General features: G+C 68.4%; 13 protein-coding genes and 1 pseudogene. 10 read left to right on the plus strand and 4 right to left on the minus strand.

The features are described from left to right. The first annotated feature begins 51 nt into the window (after positions 1 to 51). From KTN05_RS03680 to glcF, 3 genes are read left to right on the plus strand one after another with little or no spacing between them, the layout of a single operon-like run. Positions 52 to 1,503, plus strand: a complete 1,452-nt coding sequence (locus KTN05_RS03680) for an FAD-linked oxidase C-terminal domain-containing protein (RefSeq protein WP_217328113.1) — start codon at positions 52 to 54, stop codon at positions 1,501 to 1,503. After that, positions 1,503 to 2,633, plus strand: a complete 1,131-nt coding sequence (gene glcE / locus KTN05_RS03685) for a glycolate oxidase subunit GlcE (protein ID WP_217328021.1) — start codon at positions 1,503 to 1,505, stop codon at positions 2,631 to 2,633. The genes KTN05_RS03680 and glcE overlap by 1 nt, the downstream gene beginning before the upstream one ends. A 1-nt stretch (position 2,634) precedes the next feature. Further along, entirely contained in the window at positions 2,635 to 3,957 is a 1,323-nt protein-coding gene (gene glcF, locus KTN05_RS03690) for a glycolate oxidase subunit GlcF (RefSeq protein WP_217328022.1), read from the plus strand. Positions 3,958 to 3,960: 3 nt separating this feature from the next. Here glcF and KTN05_RS03695 read toward each other — a convergent pair whose 3' ends face one another. Continuing rightward, on the minus strand, positions 3,961 to 4,746 hold the full coding sequence (locus tag KTN05_RS03695; protein ID WP_217328023.1) for an IclR family transcriptional regulator: 786 nt from the start codon (positions 4,744 to 4,746) through the stop codon (positions 3,961 to 3,963). Between the two features lie 110 nt (positions 4,747 to 4,856). Between KTN05_RS03695 and KTN05_RS03700 the strand changes: the two genes are divergently transcribed. The 3 genes from KTN05_RS03700 (at position 4,857) to KTN05_RS03710 (ending at position 9,038) form a co-directional block, all read left to right on the plus strand. Further along, positions 4,857 to 7,004 carry a malate synthase G gene (locus KTN05_RS03700; protein WP_217328024.1) on the plus strand — a complete coding sequence of 716 codons (2,148 nt, stop codon included), beginning with the start codon at positions 4,857 to 4,859 and terminating at the stop codon, positions 7,002 to 7,004. Positions 7,005 to 7,017: 13 nt separating this feature from the next. Beyond that, the gene (locus KTN05_RS03705; RefSeq protein ID WP_217328025.1) at positions 7,018 to 7,446 is read left to right on the plus strand and encodes a heme-binding protein; all 429 of its coding nucleotides are present in this window, start codon (positions 7,018 to 7,020) and stop codon (positions 7,444 to 7,446) included. 140 nt (positions 7,447 to 7,586) lie between these two features. Then, positions 7,587 to 9,038 carry a Na+/H+ antiporter family protein gene (locus KTN05_RS03710; RefSeq protein WP_217328026.1) on the plus strand — a complete coding sequence of 484 codons (1,452 nt, stop codon included), beginning with the start codon at positions 7,587 to 7,589 and terminating at the stop codon, positions 9,036 to 9,038. On the opposite strand, the gene KTN05_RS03715 is transcribed toward KTN05_RS03710, so the two are convergent. From KTN05_RS03715 to KTN05_RS03725, 3 genes and pseudogenes are all read right to left on the minus strand, one after another. Continuing rightward, positions 9,035 to 9,658, minus strand: a complete 624-nt coding sequence (locus tag KTN05_RS03715; RefSeq protein WP_371823268.1) for an AbrB family transcriptional regulator — start codon at positions 9,656 to 9,658, stop codon at positions 9,035 to 9,037. The two genes, KTN05_RS03710 and KTN05_RS03715, sit on opposite strands and share 4 nt — an antisense overlap. Positions 9,659 to 9,719: 61 nt before the next feature. Further along, positions 9,720 to 10,253, minus strand: a pseudogene (locus KTN05_RS18640) (AbrB family transcriptional regulator); the annotation flags it as partial. 59 nt (positions 10,254 to 10,312) lie between these two features. Next, positions 10,313 to 11,269: a LysR substrate-binding domain-containing protein gene (locus tag KTN05_RS03725; protein ID WP_217328028.1), complete on the minus strand. Its 957-nt coding sequence runs from the start codon at positions 11,267 to 11,269 to the stop codon at positions 10,313 to 10,315. 129 nt (positions 11,270 to 11,398) lie between these two features. Between KTN05_RS03725 and KTN05_RS03730 the strand changes: the two genes are divergently transcribed. From KTN05_RS03730 to KTN05_RS03745, 4 genes are all read left to right on the plus strand, one after another. Then, complete coding sequence (locus KTN05_RS03730; protein WP_217328029.1) at positions 11,399 to 12,430, plus strand: ABC transporter substrate-binding protein; 1,032 nt, start codon at positions 11,399 to 11,401, stop codon at positions 12,428 to 12,430. 121 nt (positions 12,431 to 12,551) lie between these two features. Next, positions 12,552 to 13,583, plus strand: a complete 1,032-nt coding sequence (locus KTN05_RS03735) for an ABC transporter ATP-binding protein (RefSeq protein ID WP_217328030.1) — start codon at positions 12,552 to 12,554, stop codon at positions 13,581 to 13,583. Then, positions 13,576 to 14,442: an ABC transporter permease gene (locus tag KTN05_RS03740; protein ID WP_254367965.1), complete on the plus strand. Its 867-nt coding sequence runs from the start codon at positions 13,576 to 13,578 to the stop codon at positions 14,440 to 14,442. Before KTN05_RS03735 ends, KTN05_RS03740 begins: the two co-directional genes overlap by 8 nt. Next, positions 14,439 to 15,245, plus strand: a complete 807-nt coding sequence (locus KTN05_RS03745; RefSeq protein ID WP_217328031.1) for an ABC transporter permease — start codon at positions 14,439 to 14,441, stop codon at positions 15,243 to 15,245. The genes KTN05_RS03740 and KTN05_RS03745 overlap by 4 nt, the downstream gene beginning before the upstream one ends. Positions 15,246 to 15,249 lie beyond the last annotated feature (4 nt).

Here is a 15,249-nt window from a genome sequence, read left to right on the forward strand (position 1 = left end):
GCCGAGCGCCCCCCTCGCCTCATCGAAAAGGAGCCATGACCCATGTCCACCATCGTCATGCCGGAACCCGACGCCGCCATCCTCGTCCGCAAGGACGAGATCGTCGCCGCCCTGTCCGCCGCGCTGCCGGGCGATGCGGTCATCTCCGACCCCGACGAGACGAAGGCCTATGAGTGCGACGCGCTGACGGCCTATCGCTGCCCGCCGCTGGCCGTGGTGCTGCCGCGCACGACCGAGGAGGTCGCCGCCGCCATGCGCATCTGCCACGAGATGGGTGTGAAGGTCGTGCCGCGCGGTGCCGGCACCTCGCTGGCGGGCGGGGCGCTGCCCACCGCGGACAGCGTGATCCTCGCCACCCTGCGCCTGCGCGACGTGCTGGAGATCGACACCGCCAACCGCTTCATCCGCGTGCAGTCGGGCGTCACGAACCTGTCCGTCAGCGCCGAGCTTGAGCCGGAGGGCTTCTTCTACGCCCCCGACCCGTCATCGCAACTCGCCTGCACCATTGCGGGCAACATCGCGATGAACTCGGGCGGGGCGCATTGTCTGAAATACGGCGTGACCACCAACAACCTGATGGGCGTCCGCATGGTGCTGGCCACCGGCGAGATCGTGGAACTGGGCGGCCCTGTGTTGGGGATGCCGGGGCTGGACCTGCTGGGCCTCATCTGCGGATCCGAAGGCCAGCTTGCCATCGTGACCGAAGCGACGCTGCGTATCCTGCCGCGCCCGCAAGGTGCCCGCCCGATGCTGATCGGCTTCGACAGCGCCGAGGTCGCGGGCGAGTGCGTCGCGCGCATCATCCGCTCGGGCCTGCTGCCGGTCGCCATCGAATACATGGACGATGTGTGCCTGCGCGCGGTCGAGGACTTCGCCAAGGCGGGCTATCCCGACTGCACCGCCGTCCTGATCGTCGAGGTCGAAGGCTCGGAGGAGGAGATCGCCGATCAGGTCGCCCGGATCAAGGCGATCGCGGACCAGCTCAACCCCGTCGAGTTCCGCATCAGCCGCAACGCCGATGAATCGCTTGCCATCTGGAAGGGGCGCAAGTCGGCCTTCGGCGCGATGGGGCGGATCGGGGATTACCTCTGCCTCGACGGCACGGTGCCGGTGTCGAAGCTGCCCTATACGCTGAAGCGGATCGGCGAGCTGTCGAAGGAATACGGGCTGGAGGTCGCCAACGTCTTCCACGCCGGCGACGGCAACATGCACCCGCTGATCCTGTTCAACGCCAACAAGCCCGGCGATCTGGAACGGGCCGAGGCGTTCGGCGCCGAAATCCTGCGCGTCTGCGTCGATGTGGGCGGCTGCCTGACCGGCGAGCATGGTGTGGGGATCGAGAAGCGCGATCTGATGACCAGCCAGTATGCCCCCGATGACATGGCGATCCAGATGGAGGTGAAGAATACCTTCGACCCCGGCTGGCTGCTGAACCCCGCCAAGGTGTTCCCGCTGGACTCGAGCCGCCCGTATCGGGACGCGGCGGCGAGGGGGGCTGCGTGATGGAAGCTGTGCTGGAGCAGGTCGCCCCGAAGGACGAGGCCGAACTCGCAGCCTTCGTAACTGACAGCCGCGCTGCTGGACGCAGGCTGCGGATCGAGGGAGGCGGCACGCGCCTGCCCTCGGGCGCGGTCGCCGCCGACACCCGGCTGACGACCCGCGACATGGCCGGGATCGTGACCTACGAGCCGGGCGAGCTGACCCTGATCGCCCGCGTCGGCACCCCGGTCGAGGAGATCGAGGCGACGCTGGCCGCCGAAGGCCAGGCGCTCGCCTTCGAGCCGATGGACCATCGCGTCCTGCTGGGAACCAACGGCACGCCCACGATCGGCGGGATGGTGGCGGCGAACGTCTCGGGCCCGCGCCGGGTGCAGGCGGGGGCCTGCCGCGACCACCTGCTGGGGGTGCGCTTCGTGGACGGGCAGGGGCGCATCATCAAGAACGGCGGGCGGGTGATGAAGAACGTCACCGGGCTGGATCTCGGCAAGCTGCTCGCGGGGTCGTTCGGGACGTTCGGCGTTCTGACCGAGGTGGCGCTGAAGACCCTGCCGATGGGCGAGACCCAGCAGACGCTGGCCTTTCCCGGCGTGTCCGTGCGGCAGGCGGTGGAGATCTTCTCGACCGCCCTCGGCACCCCGTTCGAGGTCTCGGGCGCCGCGTTCCATGACGGCACCGCATGGCTGCGTGTGGAAGGGCTGGCAAAGCAGGTCGGCTATCGCCGCACCCGCCTGACAGCGCTGTTCGGCAGCCGCCCGATCGACCTGCTGGACGAGGCCGAAAGCCGCCGCCTGTGGCGCGCCCTGCGCTACGTGCAGCATTTCGCCGGCACGCCCGATCCGGTCTGGCGCATCCTCGTCAAGCCGACCGACGCGCCCGCCGTTGTGGCGGCGCTGCTGGAAATGGGCGGGCAAGCGTCGCTCGACTGGGGCGGAGGGCTGATCTGGTATGGCGGACCCGCCGATCCTTCCGCCCTGCGGCGGGCGGCGCATCCGGGCCATGCCTTCCTCGTGCGCGGCCCTGCCGACGCGCCGATCTTCCCGCCCGAGCCAAGGGCGGTTTCCGATCTCTCGAACGCCCTGCGCCGGACGTTCGACCCTGCCGGGATATTCAACCCCGGCCTGATGGGGGCCTGACATGCAGACGACCTTCACCGACCAGCAACTCGCCGATCCGCTGATGCGGCGCTCGAACGAGATCCTGCGCTCCTGCGTCCATTGCGGGTTCTGCACGGCGACCTGCCCGACCTACAAGGTGCTGGGCGACGAACTGGACAGCCCGCGCGGCCGCATCTACCTCATCAAGGACATGCTGGAAAACAACCGGGTGCCGGACGACAAGACCGTCCTGCACATCGACCGCTGTCTGTCCTGCCTCAGCTGCATGACCACCTGCCCGTCGGGGGTGCATTACATGCATCTGGTGGACCACGCGCGCGAATATATCGAGCAGAACTACAAGCGCCCTTGGCACGAACGCGCGCTGCGTGCGGCGCTCGCGCGCATCCTGCCCTATCCGGCCCGGTTCCGGGCGGTGCTGGCGGGGGCCAGGGTGGCGCGCCCGCTGCGGCGGATGATCCCGGACGACCGGCTGAAGGCGATGCTGGAGATGGCGCCGCCCAAGCTGCCCAAGGCCAGCCCGAACGACCGCCCGCAGGTCTTCCCGGCGCAGGGGCCGCGCCGCAAGCGGGTCGCGCTGCTGGTCGGCTGCGCGCAGCGGGTGCTGAACACCGACATCAACGACGCCACGATCCGCCTGCTGCGCCGCCACGGCTGCGAGGTGGTGGTGCCGAAGGGCCTCGGCTGCTGCGGGGCGCTGACGCACCACATGGGCAAGACGACCGAGAGCCACGCGATGGCCGCCGCCAACATCCGCGCGCTGGCGGCCGAGATGGACGGCGAGGGGCTGGACGCGCTGGTCATCAACACCTCGGGCTGCGGCACGACGGTCAAGGACTACGGCCACATGTTCGCCGGCGATCCGCTGGAAGCGGACGCGGCGCGGGTCGCGGCCATCGCGAAGGACATCACCGAGGTGATGGGCGATCTGGGCCTGACCGAGCCGACCCATGCCGAGCCGCTGCGCGTCGCCTATCACTCCGCCTGCTCGCTGCAGCACGGCCAGCAGATCAGGGCGCTGCCCAAGGATCTTCTGAAGGCGGCCGGTTTCGACGTGGTCGAGCCGCGCGATCCGCATATCTGCTGCGGCTCGGCGGGCACCTACAACCTGCTGCAACCCGCGATTTCGGCCGAGCTGAAGACCCTCAAGGTCGCCAATCTGGAAGCGACGCAGCCGCAGGTCATCAGCGCGGGCAATATCGGCTGCATGATGCAGATCGGCTCAGGGACCGGGGTTCCGGTGGTCCACACGGCGGAGCTGCTGGACTGGGCGACCGGCGGACCCAAGCCGCGGGGGCTGAGCGAGCGGGTGGAGCCGGAGATTCCGCGGCTGCGGGCCTGAGGCTCAATCCTCCGCTGCGGCAGGCCGCTTGCCGCCCATGACGTCGGTCAGCTCGTCCGCCGCGCGGCGCACATTCTCGCCCATCGCCGCCAGATCCTTCGGCGGCAGCCGCGCGGCCAGCGCCGAGATCGAGATCGCGCCGACCGGATCGCCCGTGGGCGACCAGACCACGGCGGCGACGCAGCGCATCCCCGGCGTGAATTCCTCGTCGTCGATGGCGTAGCCGCGGGCGCGGATCAGGTCGATCTCGGCCCGCACGGCCTCCATCGTGACAAGGCTGCGGCTGGTCGCGGGGCGCAGGCCGTGGCGCTCCACCAGTTCCGCAATGGCGTCGTCGGGCCAAGTGGCGACGATCGCCTTGCCCATGCCGGAGTTCATCACCGGCGCCCGTCCGCCGGGGGGCGCGATGGCGCGGATGATCTCGCGGCTTTCGACCTGGGCGACGGTGATGACCTCGCCATCCTCCAGCACGCCGAGATTGGCGGTCTCACGGCTAAGGTCGCGCAGCCTGCGCAGGAAGGGCGTCGCGGCGGCGATGAAGCTCTGCCAACGGGTATAGGCGACGCCGACCGCGAACGCCTTGCGCCCGATATGCCAGCGCGAGGCCACCCCGTCGAACTGCGCGAAGCCGCGCCTCTCCAGCGTGGTCAGCAGGCGGTGCGCGGTCGAGGGCGCAAGGCCGACCTGCTTTGCCAGCGCGGTCAGCCGCGCGCCTTCGGTATGGGTCGCCAGCGCCTCGAGCAAAGCGAGGGCGCGATCGACGGATTGAACGGTGCCGGTGCTTTCCATTTTGATGATGTATGTTCCGCATCGTGGAAAATGTCCAGATGTATACTGGCTTTGTTCCGCGCAGCGGCTATCTCGTAGTCAACCCTATGACGTGCCGAGGAGAGATGATGATGACCGATCATGTTGAACGCGCTGGCCTTCAGGTCGCCCCCGTGCTGGCCGACTTCGTCGAGAACCGCCTGCTGCCCGGACTGCCGGTGAAGGCCGAAGATTTCTGGGCCGGCTACGCTGCCCTGCTGCGCGACCTCGCGCCGGAAAACCGCAGGCTGCTGGACGTCCGGGGCGAGATGCAGGGCAAGATCGACGCCTGGCTGACCGAGCGGCGCGAGAAGGAATGGGACAACGCTGCCTGGCAGGACTTCCTGCGCGAGATCGGCTACATCCTGCCCGAAGGCCCCGACTTCAAGGTCGGCACCGGCCCGACCGATCCCGAGATGTCGAAGGTCGCCGGCCCGCAGCTGGTCGTTCCGGTGATGAACGCCCGCTTCGCGCTGAACGCGGCGAATGCGCGCTGGGGCTCGCTGTATGACGCGCTCTACGGCACCGACGCGCTGCCGGGCCAGCCCGAGGGCAAGGGCTACGACGCGAAGCGCGGCGCGCTGGCCGTGGCCCGTGCGGCGACGTTCCTCGATGAGGCGCTGCCGCTGGCCGAGGGCAGTCATGCCGACGTGACCGCGTGGAAGGTCGAGAACGGCAAGGCCGTTGCCACCGTGAACGGCCGGGACGTGGGCCTTGCCCATCCCGAGGCGTTCGTGGGCCATTCGGGCGAGGGCGACAAGCGCTCCATCCTGCTGCGCCACAACGGCCTGCATGTAGAACTGGTGTTCGACCCGTCGCACCCGGTCGGCGCCGCCAGCCCCTCGGGCCTGCGCGACGTGGTGCTGGAATCGGCGCTGACGGCCATTCAGGACTTCGAGGATTCGATCGCCGCGGTCGATGCCCAGGACAAGGTGGCCGCCTACGCCAACTGGCTCGGCCTGATGAAGGGCGACCTGGAGGAGACGTTCGAGAAGGCCGGCAAGTCGATGACCCGCCGCCTGAACCCCGACCGCGAGTTCACGGCCCCGGACGGTTCCACCCTGACCCTGCCGGGCCGCTCGGTCCAGCTGGCCCGGAACGTGGGTCACCTGATGACCACCAACGCCGTGATGCAGGACGGGCAGGAAACGCCGGAAGGCATGATGGACGCCATGGTGACGTCGGCGGCGGGGATGCACGACCTGCTGAAGACGGACGGGCCGCGCAACTCGCGCACCGGCTCGATCTATATCGTGAAACCCAAGATGCACGGCCCCGAGGAAGCGGCCTTCGCCGACCGCACCTATGCGCGGGTCGAGGAAATCCTCGGGCTGGATATGGGCACGATCAAGCTGGGCCTGATGGACGAGGAGCGCCGCACTTCGGCCAACCTGCGCGAGTCGATCCGGGCGCTGAAGGACCGGATCGTGTTCATCAACACCGGCTTCCTCGACCGCACCGGCGACGAGATCCACACCGTCATGCAGGCCGGACCCGTGCTGCCGAAGGCCGAGATGAAGGACGCAAGCTGGCTGTCCGCCTATGAGAACGGCAACGTAGATGCCGGGCTTGCGACCGGGCTGAACGGCAAGGGCCAGATCGGCAAGGGCATGTGGGCCAAGCCCGACGACATGGCCGACATGCTGGCGACCAAGGCGGGCCATCCGAATGCGGGCGCGACGACCGCCTGGGTGCCCTCGCCCACCGCCGCGACGCTGCACGCGATCCATTATCACCAGGTGGACGTGGCCGCGCGTCAGAAGGACCTTGCGGATCGCGAGCGGGCCAGCCTCGACGCGCTGATGACGCCCCCGCTGATGGGAAAGCGCAACCTCTCCGAGGGCCAGATCGCCCGCGAGATCGACCTGAACACGCAGTCGATCCTCGGCTATGTGGTGCGCTGGGTCGATCAGGGCGTCGGCTGCTCGAAGGTGCCGGACATCGACGACGTGGCGCTGATGGAGGACCGGGCGACGCTGCGGATCTCGGCCCAGTTCCTCGCCAACTGGCTGATGCACGGGATCATCACCGAGGAGCAGGTGGATGAAAGCCTGCGCCGCATGGCCGTCGCGGTGGACCGCCAGAACGCCGGGGACGCGGGCTATCGCCCCATGGCCCCGTCCTTCGACGGCCCGGCCTTCAAGGCCGCGCGCGATCTGATCGTGAAGGGGGCCGCGCAGCCCTCGGGCTATACCGAGCCGCTGCTGCACGAATGGCGCCGCGTCGCCAAGGCATCGTAAGAAAGGAACGACGATGAAGACCGTGACGAGACTGGACCTCGACGACGCCCGCGCGCTGATCGCGGGGGCGGCCGCCCATGCCGGGGAAATCGGCGTGCCGATGTGCATCGCCATCACCGACGAAAGCGGCCAGCTGATCGCGTTCGAGCGGATGGAGGGGGGCAAGGTCACCTCGACCACCATCGCCATCGACAAGGCGTTCACCGCGGCCGCGGCGAAGAAGGCGACGCATGAGTATGGGGCGTCCAGCCAGCCGGGCTCGCCGGCCTTCGGCATCAACTCGGCCATCGGCGGCCGGTTGATGGTCGTCGGCGGCGGGCTGCCGGTGATCTTCGACGGTGAGGTCGTCGGCGGGATCGGCATCTCCTCGGGCACCCCCGCGCAGGATCAGGCGGTGGCGCAGGCCGGCATCGACCGCTGGCTTGAAGGCCAGAAGGCGTAAGCCTTTCCATGCTGCCCGGATGATCGTCGCGGCCTCCTATCGGGGGCCGCGATTTTTTCATGCCGGGTCTGTCGCTGGCCCCGTGGCGCTTGCCGCGCGGCGGGCTTATGACGCCGTGGATTCTGGCGAAAGGAGCCGCGATGCAGGCGATGATGGAAGAACTGGACACGCAGCGCGGCCCGTCGCGCAGGCGCGCGCTGCCGGTGCTGGGGGCGATTGGGCTGGTCTATCTTGGCTCGCTCGCGGTCGGCTATCACATCAACGCCGTCGTGCTGGCCATCGTGCTGATGATCGCGCTGTGCCTGCTGCGGGTGCCGGTCGCGGTGGCGATGATCTCGCCCGCGCTGCTGGGGGCGCTGCATGCCGGGCTGACGATGCAGGACTCCATCGCCGCGCTGAACGACAACCTGCTGGTCGGGGCGCAGGTCGGGATGACCTATGTCATGGTCGGCGCCTTCGCCGTGGCGCTGGCCCGCAGCGGGCTGCTGGAATTGCTGGCGGCGTGGATTTCGGCCCGGCTCGGCACCGATGCGGGGGCGACGGCGGGCGGCGTCAGATGGACCATGTTTGGGCTGTTCATCGCCGCCTCCGTCATGTCGCAGAACGTCATTCCGGTGCATATCGCCTTCATCCCGGTGCTGATCCCACCGCTGCTGGCGGTGATGAACCGGCTGCATATCGACCGCCGGGCGGTGGCCTGCATCCTCGCCTGCTCGATCAGCTCCAGCTATCTGCTGCTGCCCACGGGCTTCGGGGCGATCTTCCTGAACGAGATCCTGCTGGCGAACCTCAATGAGGTCGGCGGCCCTCTGGGGCTGACCGTGACGGCGGACATGACCTGGCGGGCGATGTTCCTGCCCGTGCTGGGAATCTTGGCCGGGATGCTGGTCGCCGTTTTCGTCAGCTACCGCCGCCCGCGCGACTATGCCGCCGTGTCGGCGGTCGAGGCGCCCGTCGCCCCCGCCCCGCGCCTTCGCCCCGGCCAGCTAGCCGCGACCATCGTGGCGATGGCGGCGGCGCTGGTCTGCCAGCTTGCCTTCGATTCGCTGCTGGTCGGCGCGATGATCGGCTTCCTGATCCTCGGCGCGTCCGGCGTCTTCCGCTGGAACGAGCAGGACGACGTCTTCACCGAAGGGCTGCGGATGATGGCGCAGGTGGCGGTCATCATCACCATCGCCTCGGGCTTCGCGGGCGTTCTGTCGGCGACGGGAGAGGTCGCGCCGCTGGTCGAGGCCTCGGCCCGGATGATCGGCGACAACCGGGCGCTGGGGGCGGCGATCATGCTGATCCTCGGGCTGTTCATCACCATCGGCTTCGGGGATTCGTTCGCCTCGGTCCCGATCCTCGCGCCGATCTACGTGCCGCTGGCGCTGGCGCTGGGATTCTCGCCGCTGGCCACGGTGGCGCTGCTGGGCGCGTCGGCGGCGCTGGGGGATGCGGGTTCGCCCGCCTCGACGATCACGCTGGGCGCGACCGCCGGGCTGAACGCGGACGGGCAGCACGACCACATCAAGGACAGCGTCGTCCCGACCTTCATCCACGCCAATCTCGGCATGGTCGTCACCGCCTGGATCGCGGCGATGATCCTTTAACCGCGCCGGTCGATGGCCCGCACCAGCGGGCGCGCCACCGGCATCAGCAGGAAGATGCGGACCACATGCGCGGCGGTGACGAACGACACGCTCTGCTGTAGATAGCGGGCGGTCAGCGCCATCTCGGTCACGCCGCCGGGCGCGGTGGCGAGGATCAGCGTCTCCCACGGAAGGCCGGTCAGGCGGGCCACGGCCACCGCCCCGGCGGTGGACAGCGCCAGCAGCAGCAGCGTGCCGGCGATGGAGACGAGCATCTCGCGCCCCGCGCCCTCGAACAGCTTGCGCTGGAAGGTCGAGCCGAGCCACGCCCCCAGCACGATCTGCCCGGCTGACAGCACCGCGTCGGGAAAGGGCGTCAGCGGGACACCGGCGGCGGTCAGCGCCGATGAGGCCGCGAGCGGGCCGAGGAAGAACGGGTTGACCCAGTTCAGCGCCCGGAACACCGCGCCCCCCGCCAAGGCGGCGAGCGCGAGCAGCAGGATGCCGACCGGCCCGCCGCCCGTCCCCGCGAACTCGACCGGGGCGGGGCGGCCGTCGATGGCGTAAAGCAGCAGCGGCAGGATCACGACGATGGCCGAGATCCGCAGCGTCTGCGCCATGATGATCGGCGCGGGCGCGATCCCCCAGGCTTTCGGCGATGATCGCGGATTCCACCGGGCTGACCGGAAAGGTCGCCAGCACCATCCGGGACAGCTTCACCCGCGCCACCCGCGCCTGGATCACCGAGACGAGCAGCGCAAAGGCCGCCGTCATCAGCGCCAGCCCGATGAGCAGCGGCAGCCGGTGGAGCGCCATCCCCAGCGCCTCGCCGGTGAAGGCGAGCCCCACCTGCGAGGCGACGACCGCCTGCCCGAAGGGCCGCGTCACGACCGGCAGCGCCCCGACCATCTTCCCGCTGAGATACAGCGCGGCGACCGCGACCAGCGGCCCGATCATCCATGGCAGCGGCACGCCGACCTGCGCGAACAGCCAGCCCGCGACGACCGTCAGCGCGTAGACCAGCACGAGTTGCCCTGCGCCGCCCTTCAGCATGGTTCCGGCATGTGCGGGATGCTCCGCACGTGCCCAGCTCCTGCCGTGAACCGGCGCGGGCAGGCCCGAGGCGGACGCCGCGTTCTGAGACTGTGGGGTGGATTCATCTCGCGTTCTCCGTTGGCACCGGGATGCCAGACGCGGGCAGCGGGGCACAAGGTTGCGAGGGCTGGAAAACGGCATGTCAGCGTGATCATGGGGGAAAGATGGCGTCGCGAAAGGCGGCCAGCGGGACGCGTCTGCTACCGTTTGGACGCGGCCTGATCCACGAACCTCTGTGCATCCGCGGTGACGGCGTCCCGCACGGCGACGGCCTCCCTGATGACCCCGTCGATATATTCACGCGCGCTCGGCAGCGGCACGTCGTTCGACGGCAGGACGGCGGTGAACGAGAAGGGGATCGCGGGCAGCAGCGGCCGGATCACCAGCCGGCTGCTGGGGTGCGCGTAGGCGGTGTAGGGGTCCACGATGGCGATGCCGAGGCCCGATTCGACCATGCCGCAGATGATCTCGGACAGGGGGCTTTCCGCGCGCGAGCGGACCTCGACCCCATGCGCATCCAGCACCGCCTGGACCTGCCGCCTGCCGACCGTCTCGACCGGCAGGGAGATGAAGTCCTGTTCGTGAAGGTCGGTGACGTGAAGCGCCTCCTTCGCGGCCAGCGGATGCTCGGGATAGAGCGCAGCAACCCGCGGCACGGCGGGCATCGGCACCGTGCGCAGGGAAAACGTGGGCATGCTCGACTCGACGAAACCCACATCGCACTGGTTGTTCACTACCCAGTCCATGACCAGCGGGCTGATGACGCCGAAAAGCGAGATATGCAGCTCCTCGTGTTCCTTGAGGAACCGGCCGGTGAAACGCGGCAGGAAGGCGTTGGTGAGCGCCGGCATCGCCGCGACCCGCAGCACCCGCGCCCGCTTTTCGCGCAGCCCCGCCGCGACCGAGGCGATGCGCTGAAGGCCGCTGAACGAGCGCTCGACCTCGGCATAGAGCGTGTAGGCCGCCGGGGTCGGATGAAGGCGATTGCCGCTGCGCTCGAACAGGTCCAGCCGCAGGTTGTGCTGAAGATCGCGCAGAAGGCGGCTTGCGGCGGGCTGGCTGATCCCCAGCCGCACGGCCGCGTCGCTGACCGATCCCGCCTGCATGACGGCCTGGAATGCCTCGATCTGACGATGGTTGATCCGGGTTGTCAGCATAACATTCCTGCATGTCAGTCGCTTGATTATGCATTTGACGCGCTTTGCCTCGCAAGTCCATCCTGCCCCGCAGGCAGCAGGGAGACTGCCGCGCGATAACCGCATCCATTTCTCAGGGAGAGAGAACCCATGCGCTATGCCATCTGCTCTGTATCCTTCGCCGCGCTCATGCTGTCCGCTGGCGGTGCGATGGCCCAGAGCCAGACCCTTTACGTCGCGGGCTACGGCGGCACGTTCGAAAAGATGATGCGCGACAGCGTCATTCCGCCGTTCGAGCAGCAGCACGACGTCCGGGTCGAATATGTCGCCGGCAACTCGACCGACACGCTGGCGAAGCTTCAGGCCCAGCAGGGCAACCAGCAGATCGACGTCGCCATCCTGGATGACGGCCCGATGTATCAGGCGATCGAGCTGGGCTTCTGCGCCCCGATCGAGGGGCTGGACGACGCCGACCTGTTCGACCTCGCCCGTTTCCCGGAAGACAAGGCCGTCGCCATGGGCGTCGTCGCCACCGGCCTGTTCTACAACGCTGACTATTTCGAGCAGCAGGGCTGGGAGCCGCCGACCTCGTGGAACGACCTGAAGGACCCGAAGTTCGAGGGCAAGGTCGTCATTCCGCCGATCAACAACACCTACGGCCTTTACACGCTGGTGCAGTTCGCGCGCCTGAACGGTGGCGGCGAGAAGGACATCGAGTCCGGCTTCACCACCATGATCGACGATGTGAACCAGAACGTGCTGGCCTATGAGCCCTCGCCGGGCAAGATGACCGAGCTGTTCCAGTCGGAGCAGGCGGTGCTGGGCGTCTGGGGCTCGTCGCGCGTCGGCGCGCTGGCGGATACCGGCTTCCCGGCGAAGTTCGTCTATCCCGAGGAAGGTGCCGTCACGCTGCTGACCGTGGCCTGCCCGATCGCCAAGGAAGAGGTCTCGCCGCTCGCCGGTGAATTCATCCGCTACATGGTGACGCCGGAGGTGCAGAACTACATGGTGAACGACTACGGCCTCGGCCCGGTCAACTCCACCGTGGAAGTCAGCCCCGAGGCGGGCGACTTCATCCCGGCGGGCGACGTCGTCGCGGGACTCTACAACCCCGACTGGGTGACGATCAACCAGAACCGCGAGGACTGGACCAAGCGCTGGAACCGCGAAGTCGAGCGCTGATCGGCCGACGCCTTTCACACTGAACCGCCCATCCGGGCAATGATGACGGGGCAGGGGGATCACCCCCTGCCACCCCGCTATTGGACCGTTGCCGCGTGGCCGGTCGCAGGGAAGCTTGCTCATGTCGTTTTTGGAACTGACCGATCTCCGCAAGACCTATGGCGACGTCGTCGCGCTGGAGAATTTCAACCTCACGGTCGAGAAGGGCGAATTCATCTCGCTGCTGGGACCGTCGGGCTGCGGCAAGACCACCACGCTGCAGATGATCGCCGGCTTCACCGAGCCGACCGCCGGGAAGATCGTCCTGTCGGGCCGCGATCTCGTGTCCGTCCCGCCCGCCAAGCGCGGACTGGGCATCGTCTTTCAAAGCTATGCGCTGTTCCCCCATCTCTCCGCCGCCGAGAATGTCGCCTTCGGGCTGGACATGCGCAAGGTCGATCGCGCCTCGCGCGATGAGCGGGTGCGCGAGGCGCTGGCGATGGTCGGCCTCAAGGGCTACGAGGACCGCTTCCCCCGCCGTATGTCGGGCGGTCAGCAGCAGCGCGTCGCGGTGGCGCGGGCGCTGGTGATCCGCCCCGAGATCCTGCTGCTCGACGAGCCGCTGTCCAACCTCGACGCCAAGATGCGCGAGGAGATGCAGGGCGAGCTGCTGTCGATCCAGCGCCGGCTGGGCACCACCACGATCCTCGTGACCCACGATCAGCAGGAGGCGATGGCGCTGTCGAACCGCGTCGTCGTGATGAGCAAGGGCCGGATCGAGCAGATCGCGTCGCCGGTCGAGGCCTACAACCACCCCGCCAGCCCCTTCGTCGCCTCGTTCCTCGGCAAGACCAACACCCTCTCGGGCGAGGTCCGCGGCGGCACGCTGTCGGTCGGCGACTACCGCGCCGATGTGCCGGGCGCCGATGGGCCGGTCGCGGTGACGCTGCGCCCGGAAAAGATGCGCTTCGACGCCACCGGCCTGCGCGGCACCGTCGCCTCGCGCGTGTTCCAGGGGAACAGCTGGTCCTATCACGTCGATACGGCGCAGGGCGAGGTGCTGGTGCTGCGCCAGAACGACGGCCAGCCGCTGCCGGTCGAGGGCGAGCCGGTCTTCGTGAGCTGGTCCCCCGCCGACATGGGCGTTCACCGCGAAGGGGCCCGCCATGGCTGAGCGGCGCAGCCCCATTGCGGTCGCGCCGCTGCTGCTGCCGGCGACGCTGCTGTTCATCGCCGTCCTCGCGATTCCGCTGATCATGACGCTCATGCTGTCCTTCTACAGCTGGGGCCAGTACACCGGCATCGTCGAGGATTTCACGGTCGAGAACTGGGTCGAGGTCTTCACCGATCCCTATTTCGGCGACGTGTTCCTGCGCACGCTGCGCATCTCGGTCTTCGCGACGCTGCTGGCGGCGCTGTTCGGCACACCCGAGGCGTATATCCTCAAGCGCATGGACCCGCGCTGGCGGGGCATCTTTCTGCTGGTGATCCTCGGGCCGCTGCTGATGTCGGTCGTCGCCCGGACGCTGGGCTGGGCGCTGCTGTTCGGCGGCAACAGCGGGGTGGCCAACCAGCTTCTGATGGGGATCGGCCTGATCGACAGCCCCATTCCCTTCATGTTCACGGAAACCGGCGTCGTGATCGCGCTCGCCCATGTGATGATGCCGTTCATGGTGCTGTCGGTCTGGGCCTCGCTTCAGCGGCTGGACCCGCAGGTGGAGAACGCCGCCCGCTCGCTCGGCGCGAGCCAGGCCACGGTCATCCGCCGCGTGGTGCTGCCGCAGATCATGCCCGGCATCCTGTCCGGTTCGATCATCGTCTTCGCGCTGAGCGCGTCGGCCTTCGCCACCCCCGCCATCATCGGCGGCCGGCGGCTGAAGGTCGCCTCGACGCTCGCCTATGACGAGTTTCTCAACACGCTGGACTGGCCCCTCGGGGCGGCGGTCGCGGTGCTGCTGCTGATCGCCATCGTGCTGATCATCGTCGCATCCAACCGGCTGGTCGAGCGCCGCTACGCCGAGGTGTTCAGATGAAGAGGAACGGCCCCATCGCGCTGATCTTCCATGCGTTCTTCGTGACCTTCATGGTCGCGCCGATCCTGGTGGTCTGCGTCGTCGCCTTCACCTCGCACGGCTATCTGTCGCTGCCGACCGACGGTCTGTCGCTGCGCTGGTTCCGCGAGATCGCCAACTACCCCGAGTTCGTGCGCGCCTTCTGGACCTCGATCTATCTGGGGGCGGTGTCCTCGACCGTCGCGGTGGTCCTGGCGGTGCCGGCGGCGCTGGCCTTCAGCCGCTACGACTTCACCGGCAAGGGGGCGCTCGCCGCCTTCTTCCTGTCGCCGCTGATGATCCCGCATGTGGTGCTCGGCATCGCCTTCCTGCGCTTCTTCACGCAGGGCGGGCTGTCGGGGACGATGGCGGCGCTGATCATCTCGCATATCATCCTGGTGTTCCCCTTCGCGCTGCGGCTGACGCTGTCGGCGGCGACGGGGATGGACCGGTCGATCGAATCCGCGGCGATCTCGCTCGGGGCCGGCAACTTGACGCTGTTCCGCCGGGTGACGCTGCCGCTGATCCTGCCGGGCGTCATCAGCGGCTGGGCGCTGTCGTTCATCCAGTCCTTCGACGAGGTGACGATGACCGTGTTCCTGGCCGCGCCGGGCACGGAAACCCTGCCGGTGCGGATGTTCCTGTATGTGCAGGACAACATCGACCCGCTGGTCACGTCCGTTTCGGCGGTCGTCATCCTCATCACCATGGTCGCGCTGATGATCCTCGACCGGCTTTACGGCCTCGATGCCGTGCTGTCGGGTCACAGCGACCGCAACTCATAGGAAG

Origin of the sequence: Paracoccus sp. Z118 (assembly GCF_019061185.1) — a bacterium.
In the GTDB taxonomy this organism is placed as follows: Bacteria; Pseudomonadota; Alphaproteobacteria; order Rhodobacterales; family Rhodobacteraceae; genus Paracoccus.

What these genes read in the sequence shown, in the direction of transcription:
- glcE (WP_217328021.1), top strand. Translation starts at nt 1,503, where the DNA reads ATGGAAGCTGTGCTGGAGCAGGTCGCCCCGAAGGACGAGGCCGAACTC.
- glcF (WP_217328022.1), top strand. Translation starts at nt 2,635, where the DNA reads ATGCAGACGACCTTCACCGACCAGCAACTCGCCGATCCGCTGATGCGG.
- KTN05_RS03695 (WP_217328023.1), bottom strand. Translation starts at nt 4,746, where the DNA reads ATGGAAAGCACCGGCACCGTTCAATCCGTCGATCGCGCCCTCGCTTTG.
- KTN05_RS03700 (WP_217328024.1), top strand. Translation starts at nt 4,857, where the DNA reads ATGACCGATCATGTTGAACGCGCTGGCCTTCAGGTCGCCCCCGTGCTG.
- KTN05_RS03705 (WP_217328025.1), top strand. Translation starts at nt 7,018, where the DNA reads ATGAAGACCGTGACGAGACTGGACCTCGACGACGCCCGCGCGCTGATC.
- KTN05_RS03710 (WP_217328026.1), top strand. Translation starts at nt 7,587, where the DNA reads ATGCAGGCGATGATGGAAGAACTGGACACGCAGCGCGGCCCGTCGCGC.
- KTN05_RS03725 (WP_217328028.1), bottom strand. Translation starts at nt 11,269, where the DNA reads ATGCTGACAACCCGGATCAACCATCGTCAGATCGAGGCATTCCAGGCC.
- KTN05_RS03730 (WP_217328029.1), top strand. Translation starts at nt 11,399, where the DNA reads ATGCGCTATGCCATCTGCTCTGTATCCTTCGCCGCGCTCATGCTGTCC.
- KTN05_RS03735 (WP_217328030.1), top strand. Translation starts at nt 12,552, where the DNA reads ATGTCGTTTTTGGAACTGACCGATCTCCGCAAGACCTATGGCGACGTC.
- KTN05_RS03740 (WP_254367965.1), top strand. Translation starts at nt 13,576, where the DNA reads ATGGCTGAGCGGCGCAGCCCCATTGCGGTCGCGCCGCTGCTGCTGCCG.
- KTN05_RS03745 (WP_217328031.1), top strand. Translation starts at nt 14,439, where the DNA reads ATGAAGAGGAACGGCCCCATCGCGCTGATCTTCCATGCGTTCTTCGTG.